The sequence below is a fragment of the Pseudomonas sp. NFACC04-2 genome (genome assembly GCF_900119265.1).
GTDB classification, from domain to species: Bacteria; Pseudomonadota; Gammaproteobacteria; order Pseudomonadales; family Pseudomonadaceae; genus Aquipseudomonas; species Aquipseudomonas fluorescens_AA.
Map to the genome: position 1 here is coordinate 507,854 of NZ_FPJC01000002.1, position 24,519 is coordinate 532,372.

Here is a 24,519-nt window from a genome sequence, read left to right on the forward strand (position 1 = left end):
CAATCACGGTCGGAAAAATCCCCAACCCTGACGATAAGAGCCTCAAGCCCGCCGGGTCGTGCCCGGCAAGTGACGAACGGGGCGATCGATCAATGCGCAGCGCCCAGGGCCTTGGTGGCCCGCGCCGCGGCTTGCTCCTGCCCTGCCCCACCCAGATCAGCCGCCGCTTTCAGCCAACGCTGCGCGTCGACATTGGCGGGAAGCTGTGTGGGTCGCTGGACCAGCACCGCCCAACCGCCCGCGCTCTGGAAGGCCGATTCGAAGGCACTGAAGCTCATCAACTGCCGCCGGTTCATGCCGGCACGTAGCAACACCGTCTGCTTCTGGCGGTTGTAGCCGGCGAGGATCCCATACCGAGGCGTGGCCCAGAACGCCGAACCGTCGATATAGCGCACCAGCACCGGATAGCCCGCCGCGACCTGCTCCAACAGCGCAGGCAGCTTGGCGTCCAGGGGATACACCAGCAACCCGTACTCCCGCGCCAGGGTGGGCATATTCTGCTGCAAACCGGCTTCGCCACCGGGCAGGTGCAATGGTTTTTCCAGCAGCCCCGGGGTGATGACAGTGCCTTGCAACGTCAGCAAGGCGGCCAGGGACTGCGGAGCCCCCTGATACATTTCGCCACGATAGAACGGCACGCTGTTGAGCTCCACCCGCTCGGGCAGGCGCTGGATCTGCGGCGATACGCTGCCCGCGCAACCCGCCAGGGCGACGAGGCAGGACACCGCCAGTACCAGTGATCGAAACGATGAAATGACCGGCGACATGACGACTCTCTTGTTCAGGCACCCGGCATCCGGGCCGGGCTTGGGTCGACGATCATAAGGTGCGCACAGCCCTGGGTATAGCCATAACCATCGTTTTACGGCGGCAATAGAACGAACCGATCCGAACCCCAACGCCATGGATCGATTAGCTGCAACACTTGAGCGACTAGACTGTCCATTGTACTAGGTGCGATATCCCGAACCGGGGATAGAAGGAGGCACAAATGAGCCTGACGACGACAATCCTGATGCTGATATTCGGCTGGCTGAGCGTAGCCACGGCCATGCTGTGGGGGGTGCTTCGAATCGCTCGGCGCCATCATCATGCGCCACCTGCGCCATCGGAAAAGGCCGCCAAACCTGCCCGGCGCCACGCCGCCGCACACTGACCTTTCACTTTCAAACCCGTAGCGCTCATCCAAAAAAAAGCCACCCGGGCCTGGACCCGGGTGGCTTGTGTGTGTATGGAATCAAGCCTTGTCGGCCACCGCCTTTTCCCTGGCCCGACGGGACAACATGTTCAACACCTCGATCGCCGCCGAGAACGCCATGGCCGCGTAGATATAACCTTTCGGTACATGGGCACCGAAGCCTTCGGCGATCAGCGTCATGCCGATCATGATCAGGAAGCCCAGGGCCAGCATGACCACGGTCGGGTTGTCATTGATAAACTTGGCCAGCGGTTCAGCCGCCAACAGCATCACCAGCACCGATACAACGACGGCAATGATCATGATCGGCAAATGCTCGGTCATGCCCACAGCGGTGATGATGCTGTCGATGGAAAACACCAGGTCCAACATCAGGATCTGACCGATGGCCGCGGCAAAGCCCAGGGTCACGCCGGACGTGGCCGACTTGGGATCATTTGGCGCTGGGTCCATGCTGTGGTGGATTTCAGTGGTCGCTTTCCACAACAGGAACAAGCCACCGGCGATCAGGATCATGTCTTTCCAGGAGAACGCCTGGCCCAGGATTTCGATGACCGGTTCGGTCAACTGCACAATGAAGGCAATGGTGCTCAACAAGCCCAGGCGCAGGATCAGTGCCATGCCGATACCGATCCGCCGCGCCTTGGCACGATGCTGTACGGGCAGCTTGTTAGTCAGAATCGAAATGAAGATCAGGTTATCGATGCCAAGCACGATTTCCATCACGACCAGAGTCGCCAGGGCAATCCACGCGGTGGGGCTGGCGGCGAGCTGTAAAAGATAATCCATGGGTCAGTCCTGACTGATGTGACGCGTTAAATGGTTTTGGTAGGGGTTTGTGTTTCGTCAGCTTCTTCCGCCGGCTTTTTCTTCGGGCTGATCAAGCCACCGGTGGCTTCGCTGATCGCCTGTTCGGCGGCCTTGTGGGTATCGTCGATGGCCTGCTTGGCGGTTTCCGCGGCCTGTCCCATCAGTTGCTGGGCACTTTTTTCAGCCTGTTCACAACCCGCCAGTGTCGTTACGGACATCACCAACAGGGCTGCCAGCCCCAGAGATTTGTATGTCATGGAATGAATGCCTCTTGGGAGAATAAAAGGAGCACGAAAGTGGCCCACCAATGGCGAGGCATTCTAGAGACGCGGATACTTCAGGAAAATTCGTATTTTTAGCGGTTATACTTCGGTTTTTACGAATCAATGTGAACCCATGCTCAATTATCGGCAACTGCATTACTTCTGGGTGGTGGCGAAAACCGGCAGCATCGTGCGCGCGTGCGAACAGTTGAACCTGACGCCACAGACCATCAGCGGCCAGATTTCATTGTTCGAGCAGACGTACAACATCAAATTGTTTCGTCGTGTCGGGCGGCAACTGGAACTGACCGAAGCCGGCCGCCAGACGCTCCCCTACGCCGAACACATGTTCCAATTGGGCGGTGAGCTGGAACTGATGCTGCGGGCCCAGCCCAACGAACAGCAAACCCTGTTCCGGGTCGGGGTGGCGGATGTGGTGCCCAAATCCATCGTCTATCGACTGCTGGCACCGACCATGGAGTTGAGTGAGCCGCTGCGCATCACCTGCCGCGAGGACAAGCTCGAACGGCTCCTGGCGGACCTGGCGATCCAGCGTCTGGACTTGGTGATTTCCGACAGCCCGATGCCGACCCACCTGGACATCAAGGGCTACAGCCAGAAACTGGGGGAATGCGGGATCAGTTTTTTCGCTACCGCCGCGCTGGCCGAACGCTACGGGCAGGATTTCCCCCATGGCCTGCATGACGCCCCGCTATTGATTCCCGGGCCGGAAACCGTGGTGCGCAGCCGCTTGCAACGCTGGTTCGCCGAACAACAGATCCAGCCGCGCATCGTCGGTGAATTCGACGACAGCGCACTGATGCAGGCCTTCGGTCAATCCGGCAGCGGGATTTTCATCGGCCCGAGCGTGATCGCCGAAGAGGTCAAGCGCCAATACGGCGTAGAAGTGATCGGCCAGACCGATGCGGTGAGTGAATCCTTCTACGCCATTTCCGTGGAACGCAAGGTCAGCCATCCCGGCATCGTTGCGATTGCCGAAGGTGCGCGTCGCGAGTTGTTCAGTGCTTAGCCATCCATGCAAGTCGCGCGGGGCTTGACGGTCATCAGCAGCAACGCCAGCAGAATCGATACAAAGATGAACCCGGCTGCCGCGAACCCGACACTGCCCAGGCCCAGGTTATCAATGACTCGGCCACCGACCATCGCCCCCAGGCCAATCCCCAGGTTGGCCCCGGCAATGTTCAACGAGGCGGCAAACGCCGGGGCCTGCGGGGCCGCCTTCATCAGCCGCACATGACTGACCAGGAACAACGCGGCCTGGGTCACGCCCCAGATGCCCATCGCCGCCGCCAGCGCGAGGGGCGAATGAATGCTCGGCACCAACGCCACCATGCCGCCGATCAGGAACAGGCAGAACACCATCGACGCAATCAACGGATGCCGGTCCACCGCACGGCCGCCCAGGGAATTGCCCAACAACCCGACTGCGCCAAAGCCCATCAGGCACCAGCCCACCAGGGTGCCATCGAATCCGGCGAGGCGCTCGAGGATATCCGCCAGATAGGTGTAGGCGGTGAACATGCCGCTGAACACCAGGATCGACAACAGCACGTGCCCCTGCATCAGTGGGCTGCGCAGAATCTTCAATTGGGAGCGGAAGCTCACCTGATGCTGGTGCAAATTGGTTTTCGGCAAATAGATAAACAGCAACAGGGCCTTGGCGAAGGCAATGACCGCCAGGATCGCAAACGCGCTGCGCCAGCCAAACGCATCGGCAATCAACGTGCCCACTGGGATGCCAAACACTGTGGCGCAGACGATGCCGAAGCCGATCCGGGCGATGGCTCGCCCAGCCAACTGCGGCCCGACAATGTCCACCGCCGTTTCACTGGCCAGCGCCCAGAACACCGGCAGGCCCAGGGCGGGGATCAACCGGGCAATGGCCATCACCCAGATGTTGGGGGCGAAGGTGGCCAGCAGGTTGGCCAGGCCGAACATCACCAGCACGCTGATAAACAGCTTGCGCCGCTCGAAGCGAGCGAACCAGGCGGTCAGGAATGGCCCGAATGCCGCCACCGTAAACGCAAACAACGTCACCAGCAGCCCAGCCTGGGGAATGGTGACGTGCAGGTCCCGGGCGATGGACGGTAACAGGCCAACGATGACGAATTCCGTGGTCAGCACGGTAAAACCGGCGGCCGACAACAGAAAAATGGGTAACAACATGCAGAACTCCAGCAAAACGACGACACCAGCGCGAGTGGCCTGTGTGGTTAGTTCGTTAGTTCAAGTTCGGATGACAGGAGTCCATAGCCAAGGCGCTGCGACGAGTCATAGCCCGCTATGGCGAGGAGCAGCAACGCAGGATATGGGCTTCTGGCGCCGAACTTGACTAACAGAACTGACCACACAGGCCACTAAAGGCCCGCTGGCGGAAAGAAAGTGAGAACGACAAAGCCTAACAGAATGCGCGCCTCATACAAACGCTCGGCATGACCCGGATAAGGGTGACGGACTGTCACAGGTCCGTCAGATTTTTCATCGGCTGTGATAAAGTCCGCGGCCTGCAAATGCCGTACTTTCTCTCGGTCCGCTCATGTGGCCTGCCCGCTTGTTGCCCTGATTCGTCGACCGTTGAACACAATAAAATCAGAGATGCCGCTATGACAGCTTCGTCCGTTACCCCTTTGCAACGCCTCAAACGCACCAGCCTGGTGGCGCAAATCATCATTGGCCTGATCGCCGGTATTGTCCTGGCATGGCTGGCGCCCGACCTGGCGAAATCCACCGCATTCATTGGCAAGGTCTTCGTGTCCGCGCTCAAGGCCGTGGCGCCGATTTTGGTGTTCGTACTGGTCATGGCGTCCATCGCCAACCACAAACACGGCCAGGAAACCCATATCCGTCCCATCCTGTTCCTCTACCTGCTGGGCACCTTCGCCGCAGCGGTGGTCGCTGTGGTTGCCAGTACGCTGTTTCCGTCCAGCCTGGTGCTGTCGACCCAAGACGTCGCGGTCACGGCGCCCGGTGGCATCAGCGAGGTGCTGCAAAGCCTGCTGCTGAGCGTGGTGGATAACCCGGTCCGGGCGCTGATGGACGGTAACTTCATCGGCATCCTGGCCTGGGCCATCGGCATGGGCATCGCCATCCGCCATGCGGGCCAGACCACACGTACCGTGCTCGAAGACCTGTCCAACGGCGTGACCGTGATCGTGCGCCTGGTCATCCGCTTCGCCCCGCTGGGGATTTTCGGGCTGGTGGCCTCGACCCTGGCCACATCCGGCTTCGGCGCCCTGCTCGGCTACTTGCAACTGCTCACCGTACTGATCGGTTGCATGCTGTTCGTGGCGTTAGTGGTCAACCCACTCATCGTGTTCTGGAAACTGCGTCGCAACCCTTACCCACTGGTGTTCACCTGCCTGCGGGAAAGTGGCATCACGGCGTTTTTCACGCGCAGCTCGGCGGCGAATATTCCGGTGAACCTGGAACTGAGCAAACGCCTGGGCCTGCACGAAGACACCTATTCGGTATCGATCCCGCTGGGCGCGACCATCAATATGGCCGGCGCCGCCATCACCATCACCGTACTGACCCTGGCGGCCGTGCACACCCTGGGTATTGCGGTGGATCTGCCAACGGCCGTGCTGCTGAGCGTTGTCGCCGCCATTTGCGCGTGCGGTGCATCCGGGGTGGCTGGCGGTTCGCTGTTGCTGATTCCCCTGGCGTGCAGCCTGTTTGGCATTCCCAGTGAAATCGCCATGCAAGTGGTCGCGGTGGGTTTCATCATCGGAGTCCTGCAGGACTCGGCGGAGACAGCGTTGAACTCGTCGACGGATGTGCTGTTCACGGCAGCGGCGTGCCTGGGTGAGGAAGAGAAGCTCGCCCGTACAGCTTAACCACCGTGGAGGCTGTTCGGTCGCCATCGTCGGATCGCCCCCGGAGCAAGCTCCTGTGGGAGCGAGCTTGCTCGCGATAGCGGCGCCGAGGATGTAACAGACAGCCACAAAAAAGCCCGGGAACGGCCCACACCGTCCCGGGCTTTTTCATGCCCGCGGGGTTAGAACGCGCCCATGTAATCGCGCTTGCCCACTTCCACGCCATTGTGGCGCAGCAATGCATAAGTGGTGGTGACGTGGAAGAAGAACTGCGGCAAACCGTAGGTCAGTAGATAGTTCTGGCCGCTGAAGCGTTTTTCCTTCGGCGTCCCCGGACGGGTAACGATTTCGATGCCTTCCTTGCCATCGATCTGCGCAGGGCTGATGCCGTCGATAAAGGCCAATACCTTGGCGATCAGGGCTTGCAGCTCGGCGAACGTGGTCTCGCTGTCCTCATACTTCGGCACCTCGACCTCGGCCAGGCGTGCGGACACACCCTTGGCGAAATCCACCGCGATCTGCACTTGGCGCACCAGCGGGAACATGTCCGGGTACAGGCGGGCTTGCAGGAAAGCGTTCGGGTCGATGTTCTTCGCGGTGGCGTGGGCTTCGGCCTTGTTCAGAACGTCGCTCAACGCGTTGAGCATCTGCTTGAAAACCGGGACGGAAGCGGCGTACAGGGAAATAGTCATGGCAATCTCATGCAGGTGGCAGGAAAGAATGAATCAAACGGCTGCGATTATAGCCACGCCTTGTTGTGCGGCTTGTCTTTTATTGCGCAAGGATTAGGCTAGGCGGCTTCCACAGCATAGGGAACGCGCGATGAGCATCGAAGAACAACAGCAGGCTGAAGAACCACGGCTCAATAGCACTGAAATCCGCATCCTCGGCGCGCTGGTCGAGAAACAGGCCACCAACCCCGAGACCTATCCGCTGACCCTCAACGCCCTGGTATTGGCCTGCAACCAGAAAACCAGCCGCGAACCAGTGATGAACCTCAACCCGGGCCAGGTCGGCCAGAGCCTGCGGGCGCTGGAAGGTCGCGGTTTTACCAAGCTGGTGATGGGCAGCCGCGCCGATCGCTGGGAGCATCGGGTCGACAAAGCCCTGGAGCTGGTACCGGCCCAAGTGGTCCTGATGGGCCTGCTGTTCCTGCGTGGCCCGCAAACGGTCAATGAGCTGTTGACCCGCAGCGGACGGATGCACGACTTCGAAGACGCCGAACAAGTGGTGCACCAGCTCGAACGTCTGATTGCCCGCGGACTGGCGTTGCTGGTGCCACGCCAGGCCGGCCAGCGCGAAGACCGCTATGTGCACGCCATGGGCGACCCGGCGGACATCGAAGCGATTCTCGCCGCCCGCCAGCACCCGGTGGAGCGTGGCGCCGGCGGCGGTGTCTCGCTGGAACGCATCGAAGAGCTCGAAGCGCGGATCGCGGCACTGGAAGAACGCCTGGCGCGGCTGGAATAGCAGCGTCTACGCCGACCGGGCGAAGGCCACGGCCTTTTCGAATTGCTCCAGATTGGGCCGCACACCGGTGTACAGCACAAACTGCTCCAGGGCCTGGATCGCAATGACTTCCAACCCGGTGATGACCCGTTTGCCTTCGGCCCGGGCGCGTACGATCAGCGGCGTTTCCGACGGGATCGCCACCACATCGAACACGGTCTCGGCCGCGGCGATGGTCTCGGGTTCAAACGCCAACTGATCGGCCTCCGGGCCGCCGGTCATGCCGATCGGCGTGACGTTGATCAGCATCTGCGGCCGCCGGGCACCCAGTTCCGCTTGCCATTCATAGCCCAAGGACTCGGCCAGGGCTCGCCCGGTGGCTTCATTGCGGGCAACGATCAGCCCATTCTGGTAGCCCCCATCGCGCAAGGCACTGGCCACCGCCTTGGCCATACCGCCGCTGCCGCGCAGGGCAAAGGTCGAACCCTTGGGCACGGCGTGGCTTTGCAACAACTGGACGATGGCGATGTAGTCCGTGTTGTAGGCCTTCAGATGGCCGTTGGTATTGACGATCGTGTTGATCGATTGGATCGCGGCGGCGGAAGGATCCAACTCGTCCACCAGGGCGATGCAGGCTTCCTTGAACGGCATCGACACACCGCAGCCGCGAATGCCCAGCGCGCGGATACCGCCCACCGCCCCAGGCAGATCCTGGCTGCTGAATGCCTTGTAATAGAAGTTCAGCCCCAATTGTTCATACAAGTGATTATGAAAGCGCAGGCCGAAGTTTCCGGGACGCCCCGAGAGCGACATGCACAGTTGGGTGTCTTTGTTGGGATTGATCTGCATGCGTGTCTCCTTGCATTCACTTTCGGACAGACGGAAGCACCGTCGCCAAAGGTTTATTCGATGATGATACCGCCGGGCCCGGCCCGATCTCAGGCCGCAGGATGACGCGGCGCGGTAAAGAAAGGCGCTACAGACCTTACACAATATTTACCCAACGGCGTCGCAAATCCTGAAAAAATCGCTGTCATAGCAAGTATCCCCGCGACCCTCATCGGGTCTGTTGCAGACCACAGGCGCCGGGGCCGAAACGAGGAACAGCCATGAATCGTAGACTTCCCATCATCGCCCTGCTCATGGGGGCACTCGCGGTCACCGGCCAGGCATCCGCCCACGGTCGTGGTGGTTGGGAGGGGCCCGCCGTTTTTGGTGCCATCGTCGGTTCGGCCATCGTTGGCTCAGCCATCATCAACCGTGATCGGCCGGTGTATGTGCAGCAACCGGTCTATGTCCAGCCGCAGCCGGTCTACTACCAGGCCCCGCCACCGGTCTACTACCAGCCGCAGCCGGTGTATGTAGAGCGACCGATCTACTATCGTCCGGCACCGGTGTATTACGGGCCACCACGGGGCTATTACTACGGCCCACCCCGGGGCCATTACGGCCGCTGGTAAACGGTTTCTGGGCGGCACAAAAAAGCCTGTGATCATTGATCACAGGCTTTTTCATGTCCGCTGGATAAACCGGTATTCGTCAGACGTGCTCGCTGCTTTTCAACCGGATCGGACCATGCTCCGCCTGCTCGTGAACAGGTTCCACCACGGGAATCTCGTTGCCATCACAATCATGCAGCTTGCCGTCACTGAAATAGTCGCCTTCGCGCAGCGCCGCCAGATCCTGGTAGCGCAGCACCCGCTCGGTGCCGGCGGCGAAGACTGACTGCTGGTCGGAATTGCCCGTGGTGAAATGATTGAACGCCAGGTTCAGCACGATCGCCATGATTGCCGAAGAACTGATGCCCGAATGAAAGATGGTCGCGAACCAGCTCGGGAAATGGTCGTAGAAATTCGGCGCGGCAATAGGAATCATGCCGAAGCCGATGGAGGTGGCGACGATGATCAGGTTGACGTTGTTGCGGTAATCAACTTTCGACAGCGTGCGGATGCCGCTGGCTGCCACCGTGCCGAACAGCACGATACCGGCACCGCCCAGCACCGAGGTCGGAACTGCGGCGATCACCCGGCCCATGAACGGCAACAGGCCGAGCACCACCAGGAACACCCCACCGGTCGCCACCACGAAACGACTCTTGATTCCCGTCACGGCCACCAGCCCGACGTTCTGGGCAAAGGCACTCTGGGTGAAGGAACCGAAGATCGGCGCGATCATGCTCGACAGCATGTCAGCCCGCAAGCCGTTACCCAGGCGCCTGGAGTCGACTTTGGTGTCGATGATCTCGCCCACCGCCAGGATGTCGGCAGACGTTTCCACCAGGGTCACCATGATCACAATGCACATCGACAGGATCGCGGCGATATGGAACGTCGGCATGCCGAAATGGAACGGTGTCGGGAAGCCGAACATCGGGCCTTGGCTGACCGATGAAAAGTCCGCCATGCCGAGGAACACCGCGATGACCGTCCCCATGACCATGGCCAACAGAATCGACAACCGGGAGATGGTTGCGCTGCCCATTTTGCTCAGCAACAGCACCAGCACCAGGGTCACTGCGGCCAGGCCAATGTTCGCCATGCTGCCAAAATCGGCGGCGTGGCTGTTGCCGCCCATCGCCCAACGCGCCGCCACCGGCATCAGGGTCAGGCCGATGGTGGTGATCACAATGCCAGTGACCAGTGGCGGAAAGAACCGGGTGATGCGTGAAAACACCGGGGTGATCAGCAGACCAATCAGCGACGCTGCGATCACCGCGCCGAGGATGGCTTGAAAGCCCCCTTCCCCGCCGCTGCCGACAATCGCCACCATGGTCGCGACGCCCGAAAACGACACGCCCTGCACCAAGGGCAATTGGCAGCCGAAAAACGGCAGGCCGAGGGTTTGCAGCAACGTGGCCAAGCCCCCCGCGAACAATGACGCGGCAATCAACAGGCCGATGTCCGCCGGCGAAAGCCCGGCCGCCTGGCCGATGATCAACGGTACGGCGACGATGCCACCGTACATGGTCAACACATGTTGCAGGCCGTAAGCCATATTCGCGCCGACGCCGAGGTTTTCGTCCTCGGGCCGTGGGAGTGAAACATGGGGCGTTTTCATGGTTCGGGGATTCCCTGTTTTTTGTTATGGGCACACTGTATTCAAAACTCAGGACAAATGTCCATAGAGTTGTATACAATTTACAGTATGCCCATCCGCAACAGGCCTGCGGCCAACCGCCTGTTTATTCCTGGAGCAACCCCACAAGCGCGGGCCGCAACAGCTCCCGTGGCGGCACGCGCAGGCTGAACTCCTGTTCCAGCAGATCGATCAACTCATCGGCATCGATGATCACGCGCCGCTCGCTCTCCTGCCCTATGCGGTGTACAGCGTAGCTGTTGCCGTTCAGGGTCTTGCGCAATCCGTCACCCGTGCGGGCCACCATCAACCGGCCCATGAACGGCGACTCCGGATGGTTGCAGACGTACCAATTGCCGACGATGTAGTCGATGTCTTCCTGGCGTTGCAGGTCGAACAGGTACATCGGTCGCCATTCGCCAGCAACGTTGGCGCGCAACAGATAGCCGTCCGCAGGGGTCTCGATGCGGTACGGTTCATGGGGCGTTAACTGGGTCTCACGGCTGTCCAGCAGCAGCGGCGCGGTGGGCACCATGCCGCCAAAACCGACGTCGGTGATGTAGCGCACACCGTCGATCGTCACCAGGCTCAGTCGATGGGTCCGGGCAGGCCAGGCGCCCTCAGGCGCATTCATCACTACGCGCCCAGTGATGCCGCGGGCATCGAAACCCAATGCCTGCAACAGCGCCAGGAATAATTGGTTGAGTTCGTAGCAATAGCCACCACGCCCCTCTTCAAAAACCTTGCGCTCGACCGATTCAAGGTCGATGGGCACAGGCTGACGCAGCAGCGTCGACAGGGTTTCAAAAGGAAATTCAGCGGTATGGCGCCATTGCAGCTGACGCAAGGTGTCGAGCGTCGGCGCCGGTGGTGCGTCGAAACCCAGGCGCCGCAAATAACGGGTCGTATCGCTCAGTTGGGGATGACTCATGGCGGGTGTCCTTTTCCGGGGTCGGCCAACGCTCACAACAAGCGCACGGCTCATGGGCGCAGGTATAAGGCATTCCCTTCACGGAGACAACAATCGACCGTCCCCCTGTCCCGTCAGCGTCGTTTACGCGAAGCCAGCCGGATCCAGGTGGGGGCATGGTCGCTGGGGTGGGGCTGGTTTCGAACCCAGGCATCCACGCCGCCTTCGCTCAGGTAGGCGCTGGCGACCGGGTTGAGCAGCAGATGATCGATGCGCAGTCCGGAGTTCTTTTGCCAGTGCTGGCGGAAATAATCCCAGAAGGTATAGAGGCGCTCGTCCGGATACAGATGGCGCAGCGAGTCGGTCCAGCCCTGGTCCAGCAACCGCTGGTAACACTCGCGGCTTTCGGGCTGCAACAGCGCATCCTTGAGCCAGGAACGCGGGTTGTAGATGTCCATGTCGGTGGGCACCACATTATAGTCACCGGCGAGCACCACGGGATGGTCACTGGCCTGCAGCCCCTGGGCGTATTCGATCAGCCGTTCGAACCAGGCCAACTTGTAGTCGAACTTGGGACCCGGTTGCGGATTGCCGTTGGGCAAGTAAAGGCACCCCACCAGCACACCGTGCACCGCCGCCTCCAGATAGCGACTGTGGCTGTCGTCATCCCCGCCGGGCAGGCCACGGCGGCTCTCCAACGGCTGCGCGTCACGGGCCAGGATCGCGACACCGTTCCAGGACGCCTGCCCGTGCCAGATTGCCCCGTACCCCACCGATTCCAGCTCTGCCGCCGGGAAATCCTTGTCCACTGCCTTGAGTTCCTGCAAGCAGACAATGTCGGGCTTTTCCCGCTCCAGCCATTCCAGCAGGTTGGGCAGCCGTGCCCGGATGCCATTGATGTTGAAGGTCGCGATCCGCAGGTTTTTCATAGGGCCAACACTCGAAATGCCACGTCACTAGCTGTGACCGGCAACTGGACGCGGTGGTTGCAACGATCTTCATGAGCCTGTTTTCGGCAAGGGCTTGCCGTTCTCCAGCAACTGCGCGAAGGCGTGTTTGTCGATCGGCCGACTGAGGAAATATCCCTGCACTTCATGGCACTGGTCCGAGCCCAATGAACCGAGCTGGGCCAGGGTCTCCACGCCTTCGGCGGTGACCGTCAGCCCCATGGCCTTGCCCAGGTTGATGATCGCCTGCACCACCGCGCGGTCGTTGCTGCTGTTGCTCATGGAAGCGATGAAGCGCTTGTCGATCTTGATGCCGTCGAATGGATAGGTGCGCAGGTAACCGAGGGACGAATAACCGGTACCGAAGTCGTCCATGTTCAAGCGCACGCCCAGCTCCTTCAGGGCATTCATGACCTGGAGCGCCCCATCCACATCGTTGAGCATCACGTTTTCAGTGATCTCGAGCTCCAGGCGGCTCGCCGGGAAACGGGTTTCGATCAGCGCCTTGCGCACATCTTCCACCACATCGCTGCGCTCGAACTGCGCCGGCGACAGGTTGACCGAAACCATCAGTTCCCCCGGCCAGGTCAGCGCAGTTTCGCAGGCCTCGCGCAACACCCAACGAGAAAGCGGGACGATCAGGTCGGTTTGCTCGGCCAAAGGAATAAAGGCATCAGGGCCCAACATGCCTTGGGTCGGATGCTGCCAGCGAACCAAGGCCTCGACCGCCACGATATTGCGCCCATCGACGGTGTAGCGCGGCTGGAAATGCAGGATGAATTCGTTGTTCTTCACGGCCTGGCGCAAATCGTTTTCCAGTTGGCGACGCTGCTGGATCTGATCGTTCATTTGCGAGGCGAAATAACACCAGGTTTTCTTGCCCTCGGACTTGGCCTGGTACAAGGCAATGTCGGCGCAACGGATCAGTTCACCGGGCACATAACCCTGGCGGCGGCTCACCGCGATACCGATGCTGGCGCCAATGTGCAGCGAATGGGTTTCGTAGAGGATCGGTTGCTGCAGCCTGTCGATCAGCCGTTCACAGAATCGATCGATCTCAGTGGTGTTTTCCACTCCGCTGAGCACCACCACGAACTCATCGCCCCCCAGGCGCGCCACCAGGTCTTGCTCGCGGGTACCGTCGCGCAAGCGCTGGGCCACTTCCAGTAATACCGCGTCGCCGGCCGGATGGCCGAGGGAGTCGTTGATCGGTTTGAAGTTGTCCAGGTCCACCATCAGTAATGCCAGGGGGGCGGAATGCTCCTTGGCCACCAGCGCATCATCCAGGTGCCGCGCCAGCTTGTTGCGGTTTGGCAAACCGGTCAGCGCATCGTGCATCGACAGATGCTGGACCTGGGCGTGGGCCGCCACTTCGTCGGTGATGTCACTGGCGGTGCCGCGATAACCCACCACCTCGGCCTTGCTGTAGATCGGGCGCGCCGACACCCGACAGAAGCGCAACTGCCCGGAATGATCGCGGTAGGAGCAGCGCAAGTTGCTGGCGCTCTGTTCTTCCGTCAGCTTGCCTAACCAGAGGGCAATTGGCGTGGTGTCGCAATACAACAGCTGCTCAATGTCCTGCCCCAGCCATTGCTGGTCGGAAAACCCGGTGACCGTACTGAAGCGCCCCGACAGATAAGTGATGCGCTGCTGACCGTCGATTTCCCAGATCCAGTCGGAGGCGGCCTCGGCCACAGCCCGGAAGCGCTCTTCGCTGGCCTCGAGGGCGTGCGCCGATCTTTCCAGGCTGTCGTAACTGGCGTCCACGTGCCGTGCCGTGCGCAATGCATAGCGAAAAAAGTAAGCGGTCAGCAGTGCCAGAATCAGCAATGCGCCCCCCAGCGGCGGCACCAGGGACCAGAGCAAGTGCTGGCCCGGACGTTCCAGTCGGGACACGAGGCTGTAGCCGGTACTGTCCAGCGGTACGGCGGGCTGGCCGGGCTCAAGTTCGGTGTCCTTCTTGAGATTCAAATCGGTGAGGCCATAGCTCTTGCCCAGTTTGCGTAGCTTGACGGGCGTCAGTTGGTCGACGAACAACAGGACCGAGGTGCCTTTGGCCTCGACCTGAGGCCGTTCATCGTTGGGCAGAATCACCGAAGCGGTGACGACGGCCGGCCAGCCCTCGAACAACGTGTAACGGATCGTCGACATTGTCAGGTCGGGCTGCGCCTGGAGCTGGTCCACCAGCTCCGTGAGCGGTGCGTTCACGTAAACCCCGGCATCACCTTGGACATTGCGCCCACGCACCACGGCATATTTGGTGCGTTGCCGATCGATGACAAACACGCCTTCGTACTCATCGTTGGTGAACAGGGTCTTGCCCATGTTTTGTTCGGCGTAGGCCCATTGCACATCGACTTCACCGTTGAGGCGCTCGTAGCCCGTGGTCCAGTAGGCATAACTGGCGATGTAGTTTTTCGAAGCAGTGATGCGATTCTCGAGGGCGCGTTCGATATAGAAATGCGTCTTGCGCACATCCTCCGCGTCGAGCTTTTGCGCAATGTTGAACAGCGCGGCAATCGCCACCAGGACACCCAGGACAAACAGCCCCGCGACGGCCACGACCAGGCGACGGGTAATCGGGGTATGCCGTGCAGTGCTCGAAGGGGTATCGGCAGTGGAATCCATTGACCTGCTCCTATCCTGTCAACGCTGGCTTCGATACCTGGAAAGGTGAGGACCGAGGCCAGTCACTCCGAACCTTAGCAGCCACTACTCGATCAGTTGGCGAGCCCACGGTCTTTTGCGAAAGAGCCTACACACCTTTTGAAGGTCACCAGCGCGATGCCTGAATAGTTGACCGTGGCCCACGGCCGATGATTCCAATCGATCTCAACGATCCGAGCGTGCCAACGTATCGAGCCCGCTTTCTGTCGATAACACCGCCACCCGGTTGCGGCCATTGTGCTTGGCCTGGTAAAGCGCCGCATCGGCGCGCTGGATGAAGACTTCGATGTTGTCCAGGCTGCTGGGCACAAAGGCATAGCAGCCCAGACTCACCGTGAGAAAGCCGGTCGGGGAGCCGGAATGGGTGATGTGCTTGTCGATGACGCTGCGGCGGATCTGCTCGGCCAACGCCATGGCCCCCGAAAGGTTGGTGTCGGGCAGCAGTACCGCAAATTCTTCGCCGCCATACCGCACCGCCAGATCGGCCTTGCGATGGCAGCAATTCTTGAGCACCTTGGCCACTTCCGCCAGGCAGTGATCCCCGGCCACGTGCCCATAGGCGTCGTTGTAGCGTTTGAAAAAATCGATGTCGAGCATGATCAGGCTCAAGGGACTGCGCTGACGAGCGCCCCGACCGAACTCGATATCCAGGGCCCGTTCGAACAGACGTCGGTTCGCCAGCCCGGTGAGGCTGTCATGGGTGGCGATCAGTTCCAACGCCTCCTGCGCCTTGCGCAAGTCCGCTTCGATCTTTTCGCTGTTGCGTACCTGGCGCACGAAGACCCAGCCAAACAAGCAGATGCCCAGGACCACCAGGCCCACGATGAGGCTGGATTGGAAAGCCCGGTCGTGCCAGCCCGCCAGGATCGATTCTTCGGACAGCGCGGCGGTGACCACCAACGGATAAGCCTGTAAATGTTGATGCCCATACAGCCTGACGACACCGTCGACATCTGAACGGATGATCGCATCGCCAGACATTCCTCCCGAGAGGGCATGGTTGTAGATATGTTCCTCGGCCAACGGGCGACCAATCCGCGCCTCATCGAAGGGGCGCCGGGCCAACAGCGTCCCGTCGGCCAAAGCCAAGGCCATCTCGCCTTGCTCATCCAGGCTGAAGCTTTTGAAGAACCGGTCGAAGTAGGACATTTTGATGCCGGCCATCAACACGCCCTGGAAATTGCCGTCTTGATCATTCAAGCGCCGGGAAACCGGGATGATCCACTCACCGTTTTGCCGACTGCGGATCGCCGGGCCGATATGGGCGATCAGGGAGGCATTCTGCTGGTGGAAAACGAAATACTCTCGATCCGCCACCCCTGCCCCCCTGTGCAGGTCCTCAAAGGAGGTAATGACCCAATGACCGCGCTTGTCGAACAGGAACAAGCCATGCAGCTGTTCAAGCGATTGCACGCGGCGGGCAAAGGTTTGCTGCAAGCGTGGTTGAACCGCAGGACCAAAACCGTCGACCTGCATCCAATCCGCCAGACTGGCCAGGACCAGATCGGCCTGGAGGAAGGTATCCTGGGCCTGCTGGGCCATGGCCCGGGTAAGGGTGGCCGAGGCGATGCGGGCCGACTCCACGTCGTGGTTGCGAGATTGCTCCAACTGCAGGTAAAGCAAACCACACAGGCACAGGCACACTGCCGCGATAAACGTAACTGCGGCTTTGAGCAGCGGCAGGCGTTTCAGGGCATCGGCAGGGATATGAAAAGGATCGTAGATGGAGATTGGCAAGCGAATTCCTGAAGAGGGCAAAGCATGCGCGAATTCGCGCATAACCCCAATATTCGTGAGCTTAGCCTACCGCTTGTGAGGCGGCAATTTGCCTGTGCAGTGGAGCCGATGGGTGGCTGGAGTGGATCCAAAAACCCGCCCCTGGGCCAGTAAAAATGCCCGTTTCAGAACGAAGAAACTCCCGCTTGTCGAAGGGGGGCTGCCGAAGGCTGCGATCTTTTGATCTTGATTTTGATGGTTCACTTTCGACGCAATTGCCTGGGACAAGATCGCAGCCTCGTTGCACTCGACAGCTCCTACACGGAGCAAGCTCCCCTCGCTACCGATGCTCTTTACAAACAAACCTTCCTGGGGGCTATCTAAATTGCGTAACGCCCCATAACGTATGGTCGCCTTTGACTTCCAGGTGCAACGTCGACCATGAGCCAACCGACCCGAATCGCTGATGAACAAGCCCTGACCCGACCCGGCGCCGTCAGCCTGCGCGAAGCATTCTGGTTCTGGCTCAAACTGGGTTTCATCAGTTTCGGCGGCCCAGCGGGGCAGATCTCGATCATGCACCAGGAGTTGGTGGAACGGCGGCGCTGGATTTCCGAGCGGCGCTTCCTGCACGCCCTCAATTACTGCATGTTGCTGCCCGGGCCTGAGGCCCAACAATTGGCGACGTACCTGGGCTGGTTGATGCACCGAAGCTGGGGTGGAGTGATCGCCGGCGCGTTGTTCGTACTGCCTTCGCTGTTCATCCTCATCGCGTTGTCGTGGCTGTACATCGCCTTTGGCGAAGTGCCGGTGGTGGCGGGAATCTTCTATGGCATCAAACCGGCCGTGACGGCCATCGTGGTGCATGCCGCCCACCGGATCGGCTCCCGCGCACTCAAGAACAATTGGCTGTGGGCGATTGCGGCGGCATCGTTCATCGCGATCTTTGCCTTTGATCTCCCCTTCCCATTGATCGTGCTGGGGGCGGCTGCCATCGGTTATTTCGGCGGTCGCTGGGCACCGGAAAAATTCAGCCTGGGCGGTCACGCTACCCAGCACAAATCCTTCGGCCCTGCCTTGATCGACGACGACACGCCGACCCCGGACCACGCCCGGTTCAGCGCCGCCAGATTGGCCCGCCTGGTGATCGTCGGTGCCCTGTTGTGGATCGTGCCCATGGGCCTACTGACCGCCGTATTCGGCTGGGGCGGCACATTGACGCAAATGGCCTGGTTCTTCACCAAGGCCGCGCTGCTGACCTTCGGCGGTGCCTATGCGGTCTTGCCCTACGTGTACCAGGGCGCCGTCGGGCACTTCGGCTGGCTGACGCCGACCCAAATGATCGACGGCCTGGCCCTGGGCGAAACCACGCCCGGGCCGCTGATCATGGTCGTGGCCTTCGTCGGTTTCGTCGGGGGCTACGTGATGCAGGTGTTCGGTCCCGAGCAGGCCTTCCTCGCCGGGGCCGTCGCGGCCACGCTGGTGACCTGGTTCACGTTCCTGCCCTCGTTCCTGTTCATCCTGGCTGGCGGCCCGCTGGTGGAGTCGACCCACAATTCGTTGAAATTCACCGCACCGCTGACCGCGATCACCGCGGCGGTAGTCGGGGTAATCCTCAACCTGGCCTGCTTCTTCGGTTACCACGTGCTCTGGCCCAACGGTTTTGCAGGTGCCCTGGACTGGCCGTCAGCGGTTATCGCGATTGCCGCGGCCGCTGCGCTGTTTCGCTACAAGCGCGGGGTGATCCAGGTGTTGCTGGCGTGTGGGCTGGCCGGGCTGGCGGTGCATTTGCTGCGCTAAACGAGGCGCTTGCTCAGGTACGTCGCCGAGGCCGGGCACAAGGTCTTGAACTGGGCCGTCGCGCTGATCGACGCGGGCGCCAGCGAGCGATCCTCCGGCAGATAGCCCTGGCCGGTAAAAAAAGCGGCGGCACTGTCGGTCAACAGGTGGAGCCGCTCCACCCCCTCGCGTCTTGCAAACGCTTCGACAGCGGCCAGCACCGCCACACCAACCCCCCGGCCCCGCTGCCCCTCAAGGACAACCAACGAGCGCAGCAACCGCTCGACCCCCTCCCCCTCGATGCCAGCAAACCCCACGTCGACACCCTGTTGGTTGAAGCTGAAGAACTGTCGACCGGAATATGACAGGTCGTCCACGGGTAGCCCGGCCTGGGTGAGTGCATCGCGCAAGGGTCCCAAGTCGTTATTGCTCAGTGCTTTCATGTGCATGGCATGTCCTCGTGGATGTCTCGGTGATCGAGATCGCATGAAACTCCCCCCACCCGCCATGACCCAGCGCAATGGGCACTCCAGCCCATCAGCTAAGCTCAAAACCTATCATCACGCCAAGGAATCGACATGAGCAAGGCAGACGAGCTAGCGGCCAAACTGAGGAAAACCCAGCAGACCCGCGCCGATACCGACAACTGCGCCGACCTGGCGATCGAGCACTGGCCGGCCCAGGTCTACGAGCTGTATCGCCAGATCGAAACCTGGCTGGCGCCCGTGCGCGAGGCGGGCCTGGACATCCGGCGCAACCCCACCCACGTCTTTGAAAGTCATTCCAGCGGTTTGACGTACAACTACGCCATCGACCAACTGATGATCGAAGGCAATCATCGCCGCATTTCATTCGACCCGATTGCGCGCTTCTCGGCCAAGGGAGAGGGCTGCATTGAAGTCCATATGAAGGGGCAGGAACACTGCATCGTGCGCACGCTCGGTGAGCATGGTGAATCGCGCTGGCATATCCAGGCCCTGCGCTCGACGGGGCAAGAGCGCCCTGAACCTGCCACTCTGGACGAAGACGCCTTGCTCTCGCTGGTAGAAGAAGGCCTTGGCCTGTAACGCAAATGGGCGACCCTTGGTCGCCCATTTTCATTGGAGAGCACGCTAGATCTGCGGCGCTGATTCGAGTGCTGGATCGCCTCCGGGCACCGGCAGCGTCAGTTCTTGGGCCGGCCTTCCCACAAGTCCATTCAAGGCATTGTCGATTTCGTCAGCCGCACCTTGCGCGTATCGAACATCCGCCCAGCTCCAGTAAGGATCGGATATCAGCCCGCCCACGGCCTGTGCGCACAATTCATCGCTGCTGATGCCTATCTTCCCGGCCGCGGCGATCACGGCCATAAGGGCTTGCTCTAATTGGGAAATTCGCTCGGTCGTCACAATGAACCAACGTGATGGATAACAAACCCAAAGCATAACAAGCCATCAATGTGCCACCAACTCCAGGCGCCCAACGGTCGCCCTTCCTGACGACGACGTTTCACCACCACTTCCGCCAGCTCACGGCGATGAGCCCGCTGCAATACCAGAAGTGGCTGCGGTTGAACGAAGCCAAACGCTTGATGCTCAACGAATACATGGACGTGGCAAGTGCGGCCTTCAAGGTGGGCTGTGAAAGCCCTTCGCAATTCAGCCGCGAATACGCCCGCTTGTTTGGCGTCCCGCCCAAGCGGGACATTGCGGCGTTGCGTGGGCCGGCCAACCACACCAAGGCGGTTTGATAGATTCAGGTTTGACTCATTGTGGCGAGGGAGCTTGCTCCCTCGCCACAATGGCCAAATTTCAACCGTCAGATAGCAGCAACATCCTTCGACGTTTTCAGAACGCTCATCGGCTTGTCAGCCCTCTGCGCCAACGTCACGCACCTCAACGCCAAGATCATCGTCGGATCAACCAGCGCCACCCTGTGCCCATTGATATCGAACGCTTCGCAATGTTCCAGCACCAGCGGCAACTCCGTACACCCCAGGATCAACACCCCCGCCCCCAACTCGCACAGGTGCTCAGCCGCCAGCAACAATTGCTCCCTGCAGAGCCCCTGTGTGAAGCCAGCCTTGATACCCCGCGGTCCGTAGATGGCGTCCATGACCATCGCCTGGTAATCGACACCTGGCGTAAGGAGCTGGAGCCCGGCATGACGCGCCGCCTGGTGATAAACCTGACTCTGCACCGTACCGGACGTCGCCAGCAGGCCAATCGCCTTTCCCGAACCATAAGTGCGCGCGATCCACGCCACCGTCTCGCTCAGCATGTTCACGATGGGCACCCTCAGGTGCGCCTGGATCCGCTCGACGAAGGCATGGGCGGTGTTGCAGGGAATTGCGATGGCGTTGGCGCCGGCACTTTCGAGACGTTTGCACGTGGCGTACATCGCCATCGTCGGATCGGTCTCATCCCGCAACAGGTTCGCCGTCCGGTCCGGTATCTGCGGATTTTGCTCGACCACCATCTTGATATGGTCCTGGTCCTTTCCCGCTGGCGTATTGGCCACCACCTTGGCCATGAAATCCACCGTCGCGGCAGGCCCGACGCCCCCCACGATGCCCAGCTTGAAGGGTGGGCGCCTGGGCTGCTGGTCCAGCGTCGCGAAGTCGGCATAGATCTCATTGATGTCCAGCACGGTGACCCCGCGACGTTGCAAGTCGGCACAGACCAGGGAAAGCTCGGTCATGCCGGGCAGGATCACCGTCGCACCCTGGGCCTGCAATGAGAGACACGCCCGATAGACCGCCTCAAGCGGCACGCCTTCGAGATGACCGTCCTTGATGCCATTGAGGCCGTACATCGCCTCCATCAACCCTGCTTGAGCGTCTGCATCGGGGTAAACGATCTGAAAGTCTTTGCCGAAATGTCGCTCGAACAATCCGCAATGGCGCACAAAGTCCGAGGCGATCACCCCCAACATCGCCTGGGACGGCACCGTGTGGCTGACGTGCTGGATCAAGGCGGCCATCATGTCCAGGACGGGAATGGCCAGCGCCTCCTCGATTTCAGCGCGAAAGGTGTGGCTGGCGAAGCATGGAAGCATCACCGCATCGAAGCCACTGTCCTCGAACGACTTGCACACCTGGAACACATAGAACTTGCGCGACGTCATGTTCGCGCCCCGGTCCAGCGGCAGCAGCACATCCTTGAAGGGGTGCTGCTCGAACAGGAAATGGTAGCGCCCCTGATCCTCGAGCACCGCCCGGGACTTGACCAACTTGTAGAACAGATCGCCCCCGGCCAGTGACCCAAGCCCACCGACGATCCCCAACTTGCGCACCACAGAAGTCTTGTGGCTCGACTTCGCTTTAGCCTTCATGAGTCTCTCCTCAAGCCACCGGCACCGGCTCGGATCGCGACCGAGCCGGGGCATGTCCACCCTCTTCCTCGTCGACGTCTTCGTGGGGTTCGGACTTGGCGACAACCGCCGTCGCAATGCTGTTACCCACCACATTGGTGGCCGTACGGGCCATGTCGAGGAACTGGTCGATGCCGATGATCAACAGCAGCCCCGCCTCGGGAAGATTGAACATCGGCAACGTGGCGGCGACCACTACCACCGAAGCCCGGGCGACACCGGCCATGCCCTTGCTGGTGATCATCAGTGTCAGAAGAATCAGCAACTGCTGAGTGAAACTCAGATCAATGTTGTAGGCCTGGGCGATGAATAGGATGGCAAACGCCTGGTACATCATCGAACCGTCAAGATTGAACGAATAGCCCAGGGGCAATACGAAGCTGGACACACGTTTTGGCGAGCCAAACTTCTCCAGCGCCTCGATGGTTTTCGGGTAGGCGGACTCACTGCTGGCGGTGGAAAAAGCCAGGAGAATCGGTTCACGAATGAGCTTGCCGAGGTGGAAAACAGAGCGGCCGAGGAACAGGTAGCCGGCACCGAACAGCAACGCCCAGAGGATCAGGATCCCCAGATAGAACTCGGCGATCAGCTTGCCGTAATCCACCAGCAAGCCAAGCCCCTGGGTGGTGATTGCCGAGGCGATGGCGGCAAACACGCCAATCGGCGCGAAGGCCATCACGTAGTCGGTGATCTTGAACATCACCTTCGCCAACTCTTCGATGGAATCGCTGATCCGGGTGTAACCCGCCCGCTTCACCCCCGCCAACGCAAAGCCAAAAAACAGCGAAAACACCACGATCTGCAGGATCTCGTTGTTGGCCATCGCTTCGGCGATGCTGCGGGGAAACACGTGGCCGATGAACGCCTTGAGACTGAAGTCGCCGGTATTGACCGGCACGGCCGCCGTTGCGTGCTGGGCCACGTCCATGTTCAGCCCGGCACCGGGTTGAAACAGGTTGACCAGCCCCATTCCGATCAGCAGCGAGACGACCGAGGCGGTGACAAACCAGGCCATCGCCCGGGCCCCGATCCTGCCGACAGAGCGAGAATTGCCCATGCTGGCGATACCGCCCACCAACGTCGCGAATACCAGGGGCGCGATGATCATCTTGATCATGCGCAGGAAAATATCAGTGACCATCGAGAAGTAACTGGCGATCTCTTTGGCACTTTGCTCGCTCCCTGCGAAATGGTGACACACCCAACCGACCAGCACGCCCAGGGCAATGCCCATTGCAATTCGACGTGGGAGCTTATTCTTCTTCACGGTGCTGTCCTCAAGTAGTTCTTGGAGTTTTTTACTTGGCAGGATCGATTCTAAGGAGCGTATCCGGGAGGATGATGAGTAATCCGGCTAACCCCATGCGCTTTCGGAATAGTTAGCGAAAGGCCGCGCTATACCGGTGGCTTTCCCAGTAAAATCGCGCCCTCACAGGGGGGAGTTTCTCGATATGCAACTCAAATGGCTGGATGATCTTCTGGCGATTGGTGAATGGAAAAATTTCTCCCGCGCGGCCGAGGTTCGATGCGTGACGCAATCGGCCTTGTCCCGACGTATCCGTTCACTTGAGGAATGGGTGGGCGTCAAACTGGTGGACCGGGGCACCTACCCTGTCCAACTGACCCCCGCGGGAGTCACCTTCTGCGATGAAAGCCGAGAGGCCCTCGCCGGATTACTGAGGTTGCGCTCGACGCTGCGGGATGTGGAACGAATGCCGGGACGCTCTATCCAGATCACCGCCGGCCACAGCCTGTCGATGACCTTCCTGCCCAAGTGGCTCTCGCAATTCCAGCAACACAATGAGCAGTTCAACGCCCGGGTGGTGGCCGCCAACATTCATGACGCCGTCATTGCCTTGGAGGAAGGCAGTTGCGACTTGATGATGGTCTACCATCACCCGCTTGCCCCCATCCTGCTGGACGCCGAGCGTTTTGGCAGCCTGGTGCTCGGCCACGACGCGTTCATCCCCTTATGCGCGCCCAACCGCAAGGGCGAACCGCTGTTCCGCCTGCCCGGTCGTGCCGGCAAACCGGTGCCCTACCTGGCCTATACGGCAACGACATTCCTCGGGCGCGTCGCCGACATCGTCATCAACAACGGCCCCGAACCGATCGCGCTGGAGCGCTGTTATGAGGCGGACATGGCGATGCTGCTGATGCGCATGGCCATCGAGGGCTACGGCGTGGCCTGGTTGCCGCAGAGTGCGGTGGCCGACGAGTTGGAGCGTGGGTTGTTGGTGCGGGCCGGCGGCGAGCAATGGAGCACGCGATTGGAGATTCGCTCGTACTGTGCAATTGCCAATCGCAATCCGACGATGCGCAAGTTGTGGAAGACGTTGGAGGGTGCTTCGTTGCATCGGCTGGGCAGCACACCGAGTGCGAACTGATCAACACCACCCAAGCGTTGTTCGCAAAGGGTAGGTACACACCGATTGACTGTGAGAGCGAGCTTGCTCGCGAAGACGGCAGCACATCCAGCATCGCCATCAACTGAACCACTGCTATCGCGAGCAAGCTC

At 60.6% G+C, this 24,519-nt stretch carries 23 protein-coding genes and 1 pseudogene; 9 read left to right on the forward strand and 15 right to left on the reverse strand.

All coding sequences use genetic code 11. The features are described 5' to 3' along the window. Positions 1-89: 89 nt before the first annotated feature. Positions 90-767: a hypothetical protein gene (locus tag BT125_RS04525; protein ID WP_072405357.1), complete on the reverse strand. Its 678-nt coding sequence runs from the start codon at positions 765-767 to the stop codon at positions 90-92. Positions 768-991: 224 nt separating this feature from the next. On the opposite strand from BT125_RS04525, the gene BT125_RS29415 reads away from it, so the two are divergent. Next, positions 992-1,156 (forward strand): hypothetical protein, encoded by a 165-nt coding sequence (locus BT125_RS29415; RefSeq protein ID WP_170842391.1) that lies wholly within the window; start codon positions 992-994, stop codon positions 1,154-1,156. 81 nt (positions 1,157-1,237) lie between these two features. Here BT125_RS29415 and BT125_RS04530 read toward each other — a convergent pair whose 3' ends face one another. Both BT125_RS04530 and BT125_RS04535 read right to left on the reverse strand, forming a co-directional pair. Continuing rightward, positions 1,238-1,987, reverse strand: coding sequence for a TerC family protein (locus BT125_RS04530; RefSeq protein WP_072405358.1), 750 nt, complete (start codon positions 1,985-1,987; stop codon positions 1,238-1,240). Positions 1,988-2,013: 26 nt separating this feature from the next. Then, on the reverse strand, positions 2,014-2,265 hold the full coding sequence (locus BT125_RS04535; RefSeq protein ID WP_072405359.1) for a hypothetical protein: 252 nt from the start codon (positions 2,263-2,265) through the stop codon (positions 2,014-2,016). Positions 2,266-2,404: 139 nt separating this feature from the next. Here BT125_RS04535 and nhaR point away from each other — a divergent pair, with 139 nt between their 5' ends. Continuing rightward, positions 2,405-3,301, forward strand: a complete 897-nt coding sequence (gene nhaR / locus BT125_RS04540) for a transcriptional activator NhaR (protein ID WP_063322135.1) — start codon at positions 2,405-2,407, stop codon at positions 3,299-3,301. Here the strand turns inward: nhaR and BT125_RS04545 are convergent. Then, positions 3,298-4,458 carry an MFS transporter gene (locus tag BT125_RS04545; RefSeq protein ID WP_072405360.1) on the reverse strand — a complete coding sequence of 387 codons (1,161 nt, stop codon included), beginning with the start codon at positions 4,456-4,458 and terminating at the stop codon, positions 3,298-3,300. The genes nhaR and BT125_RS04545 overlap by 4 nt on opposite strands. A 437-nt stretch (positions 4,459-4,895) precedes the next feature. On the opposite strand from BT125_RS04545, the gene sstT reads away from it, so the two are divergent. Continuing rightward, positions 4,896-6,128, forward strand: coding sequence for a serine/threonine transporter SstT (gene sstT / locus BT125_RS04550; protein WP_072405361.1), 1,233 nt, complete (start codon positions 4,896-4,898; stop codon positions 6,126-6,128). Between the two features lie 161 nt (positions 6,129-6,289). On the opposite strand, the gene BT125_RS04555 is transcribed toward sstT, so the two are convergent. Next, positions 6,290-6,799 (reverse strand): DUF1993 domain-containing protein, encoded by a 510-nt coding sequence (locus BT125_RS04555; RefSeq protein ID WP_060738333.1) that lies wholly within the window; start codon positions 6,797-6,799, stop codon positions 6,290-6,292. A 130-nt stretch (positions 6,800-6,929) separates the two neighbouring features. Here BT125_RS04555 and BT125_RS04560 point away from each other — a divergent pair, with 130 nt between their 5' ends. Next, a complete protein-coding gene (locus BT125_RS04560) occupies positions 6,930-7,577 on the forward strand; it encodes a YceH family protein (protein ID WP_053120815.1) in 648 nt (215 codons plus the stop codon). Positions 7,578-7,583: 6 nt separating this feature from the next. On the opposite strand, the gene BT125_RS04565 is transcribed toward BT125_RS04560, so the two are convergent. Next, a complete protein-coding gene (locus BT125_RS04565) occupies positions 7,584-8,405 on the reverse strand; it encodes a shikimate 5-dehydrogenase (protein WP_072405362.1) in 822 nt (273 codons plus the stop codon). Positions 8,406-8,665: 260 nt separating this feature from the next. On the opposite strand from BT125_RS04565, the gene BT125_RS04570 reads away from it, so the two are divergent. Next, positions 8,666-9,016 carry a hypothetical protein gene (locus tag BT125_RS04570; protein WP_063322141.1) on the forward strand — a complete coding sequence of 117 codons (351 nt, stop codon included), beginning with the start codon at positions 8,666-8,668 and terminating at the stop codon, positions 9,014-9,016. A gap of 79 nt (positions 9,017-9,095) precedes the next feature. Here the strand turns inward: BT125_RS04570 and BT125_RS04575 are convergent, their stop codons facing one another. The 5 genes from BT125_RS04575 to BT125_RS04595 all read right to left on the reverse strand — a co-directional run bounded on the left by BT125_RS04575 (position 9,096) and on the right by BT125_RS04595 (position 16,892). Continuing rightward, positions 9,096-10,613, reverse strand: coding sequence for a nucleobase:cation symporter-2 family protein (locus BT125_RS04575; RefSeq protein WP_072405363.1), 1,518 nt, complete (start codon positions 10,611-10,613; stop codon positions 9,096-9,098). 124 nt (positions 10,614-10,737) lie between these two features. Beyond that, positions 10,738-11,562: an arylamine N-acetyltransferase family protein gene (locus BT125_RS04580; protein WP_072405364.1), complete on the reverse strand. Its 825-nt coding sequence runs from the start codon at positions 11,560-11,562 to the stop codon at positions 10,738-10,740. 113 nt (positions 11,563-11,675) lie between these two features. Then, positions 11,676-12,470, reverse strand: a complete 795-nt coding sequence (xth, locus tag BT125_RS04585) for an exodeoxyribonuclease III (protein WP_072405365.1) — start codon at positions 12,468-12,470, stop codon at positions 11,676-11,678. Between the two features lie 69 nt (positions 12,471-12,539). After that, on the reverse strand, positions 12,540-15,116 hold the full coding sequence (locus BT125_RS04590; protein WP_072405366.1) for a bifunctional diguanylate cyclase/phosphodiesterase: 2,577 nt from the start codon (positions 15,114-15,116) through the stop codon (positions 12,540-12,542). Positions 15,117-15,320: 204 nt separating this feature from the next. Continuing rightward, entirely contained in the window at positions 15,321-16,892 is a 1,572-nt protein-coding gene (locus BT125_RS04595; protein WP_072405367.1) for a sensor domain-containing diguanylate cyclase, read from the reverse strand. Positions 16,893-17,312: 420 nt separating this feature from the next. Here BT125_RS04595 and chrA point away from each other — a divergent pair, with 420 nt between their 5' ends. Further along, on the forward strand, positions 17,313-18,671 hold the full coding sequence (gene chrA, locus BT125_RS04600) for a chromate efflux transporter (RefSeq protein WP_072405368.1): 1,359 nt from the start codon (positions 17,313-17,315) through the stop codon (positions 18,669-18,671). Here the strand turns inward: chrA and arsN2 are convergent. Beyond that, positions 18,668-19,099 carry an arsenic resistance N-acetyltransferase ArsN2 gene (gene arsN2 / locus BT125_RS04605; protein ID WP_072405369.1) on the reverse strand — a complete coding sequence of 144 codons (432 nt, stop codon included), beginning with the start codon at positions 19,097-19,099 and terminating at the stop codon, positions 18,668-18,670. The genes chrA and arsN2 overlap by 4 nt on opposite strands. Positions 19,100-19,228: 129 nt before the next feature. On the opposite strand from arsN2, the gene BT125_RS04610 reads away from it, so the two are divergent. Beyond that, positions 19,229-19,717: a hypothetical protein gene (locus BT125_RS04610; protein ID WP_072405370.1), complete on the forward strand. Its 489-nt coding sequence runs from the start codon at positions 19,229-19,231 to the stop codon at positions 19,715-19,717. A gap of 45 nt (positions 19,718-19,762) precedes the next feature. Here the strand turns inward: BT125_RS04610 and BT125_RS04615 are convergent, their stop codons facing one another. Beyond that, positions 19,763-19,999 (reverse strand): hypothetical protein, encoded by a 237-nt coding sequence (locus BT125_RS04615; protein WP_139271675.1) that lies wholly within the window; start codon positions 19,997-19,999, stop codon positions 19,763-19,765. Positions 20,000-20,130: 131 nt separating this feature from the next. On the opposite strand from BT125_RS04615, the pseudogene BT125_RS04620 reads away from it, so the two are divergent. Then, a pseudogene (locus BT125_RS04620) lies at positions 20,131-20,379 on the forward strand (helix-turn-helix domain-containing protein); the annotation flags it as partial. Between the two features lie 68 nt (positions 20,380-20,447). On the opposite strand, the gene BT125_RS04625 reads toward BT125_RS04620, so the two are convergent. Further along, positions 20,448-21,962 (reverse strand): cysteate racemase, encoded by a 1,515-nt coding sequence (locus BT125_RS04625; RefSeq protein ID WP_072405394.1) that lies wholly within the window; start codon positions 21,960-21,962, stop codon positions 20,448-20,450. Positions 21,963-21,972: 10 nt separating this feature from the next. Beyond that, positions 21,973-23,268 carry a dicarboxylate/amino acid:cation symporter gene (locus BT125_RS04630; protein WP_072405371.1) on the reverse strand — a complete coding sequence of 432 codons (1,296 nt, stop codon included), beginning with the start codon at positions 23,266-23,268 and terminating at the stop codon, positions 21,973-21,975. A gap of 184 nt (positions 23,269-23,452) precedes the next feature. On the opposite strand from BT125_RS04630, the gene BT125_RS04635 reads away from it, so the two are divergent. Then, the gene (locus BT125_RS04635; RefSeq protein WP_072405372.1) at positions 23,453-24,388 is read left to right on the forward strand and encodes a LysR substrate-binding domain-containing protein; all 936 of its coding nucleotides are present in this window, start codon (positions 23,453-23,455) and stop codon (positions 24,386-24,388) included. Positions 24,389-24,519 lie beyond the last annotated feature (131 nt).

Coding starts and splice junctions, on each gene's coding strand:
- BT125_RS04525 (WP_072405357.1), bottom strand. CDS start 767: ATGTCGCCGGTCATTTCATCGTTTCGATCACTGGTACTGGCGGTGTCC.
- BT125_RS29415 (WP_170842391.1), top strand. CDS start 992: ATGAGCCTGACGACGACAATCCTGATGCTGATATTCGGCTGGCTGAGC.
- BT125_RS04530 (WP_072405358.1), bottom strand. CDS start 1,987: ATGGATTATCTTTTACAGCTCGCCGCCAGCCCCACCGCGTGGATTGCC.
- BT125_RS04535 (WP_072405359.1), bottom strand. CDS start 2,265: ATGACATACAAATCTCTGGGGCTGGCAGCCCTGTTGGTGATGTCCGTA.
- nhaR (WP_063322135.1), top strand. CDS start 2,405: ATGCTCAATTATCGGCAACTGCATTACTTCTGGGTGGTGGCGAAAACC.
- BT125_RS04545 (WP_072405360.1), bottom strand. CDS start 4,458: ATGTTGTTACCCATTTTTCTGTTGTCGGCCGCCGGTTTTACCGTGCTG.
- sstT (WP_072405361.1), top strand. CDS start 4,896: ATGACAGCTTCGTCCGTTACCCCTTTGCAACGCCTCAAACGCACCAGC.
- BT125_RS04555 (WP_060738333.1), bottom strand. CDS start 6,799: ATGACTATTTCCCTGTACGCCGCTTCCGTCCCGGTTTTCAAGCAGATG.
- BT125_RS04560 (WP_053120815.1), top strand. CDS start 6,930: ATGAGCATCGAAGAACAACAGCAGGCTGAAGAACCACGGCTCAATAGC.
- BT125_RS04565 (WP_072405362.1), bottom strand. CDS start 8,405: ATGCAGATCAATCCCAACAAAGACACCCAACTGTGCATGTCGCTCTCG.
- BT125_RS04570 (WP_063322141.1), top strand. CDS start 8,666: ATGAATCGTAGACTTCCCATCATCGCCCTGCTCATGGGGGCACTCGCG.
- BT125_RS04575 (WP_072405363.1), bottom strand. CDS start 10,613: ATGAAAACGCCCCATGTTTCACTCCCACGGCCCGAGGACGAAAACCTC.
- BT125_RS04580 (WP_072405364.1), bottom strand. CDS start 11,562: ATGAGTCATCCCCAACTGAGCGATACGACCCGTTATTTGCGGCGCCTG.
- xth (WP_072405365.1), bottom strand. CDS start 12,470: ATGAAAAACCTGCGGATCGCGACCTTCAACATCAATGGCATCCGGGCA.
- BT125_RS04590 (WP_072405366.1), bottom strand. CDS start 15,116: ATGGATTCCACTGCCGATACCCCTTCGAGCACTGCACGGCATACCCCG.
- chrA (WP_072405368.1), top strand. CDS start 17,313: ATGAGCCAACCGACCCGAATCGCTGATGAACAAGCCCTGACCCGACCC.
- arsN2 (WP_072405369.1), bottom strand. CDS start 19,099: ATGCACATGAAAGCACTGAGCAATAACGACTTGGGACCCTTGCGCGAT.
- BT125_RS04610 (WP_072405370.1), top strand. CDS start 19,229: ATGAGCAAGGCAGACGAGCTAGCGGCCAAACTGAGGAAAACCCAGCAG.
- BT125_RS04615 (WP_139271675.1), bottom strand. CDS start 19,999: ATGGCCGTGATCGCCGCGGCCGGGAAGATAGGCATCAGCAGCGATGAA.
- BT125_RS04625 (WP_072405394.1), bottom strand. CDS start 21,962: ATGAAGGCTAAAGCGAAGTCGAGCCACAAGACTTCTGTGGTGCGCAAG.
- BT125_RS04635 (WP_072405372.1), top strand. CDS start 23,453: ATGCAACTCAAATGGCTGGATGATCTTCTGGCGATTGGTGAATGGAAA.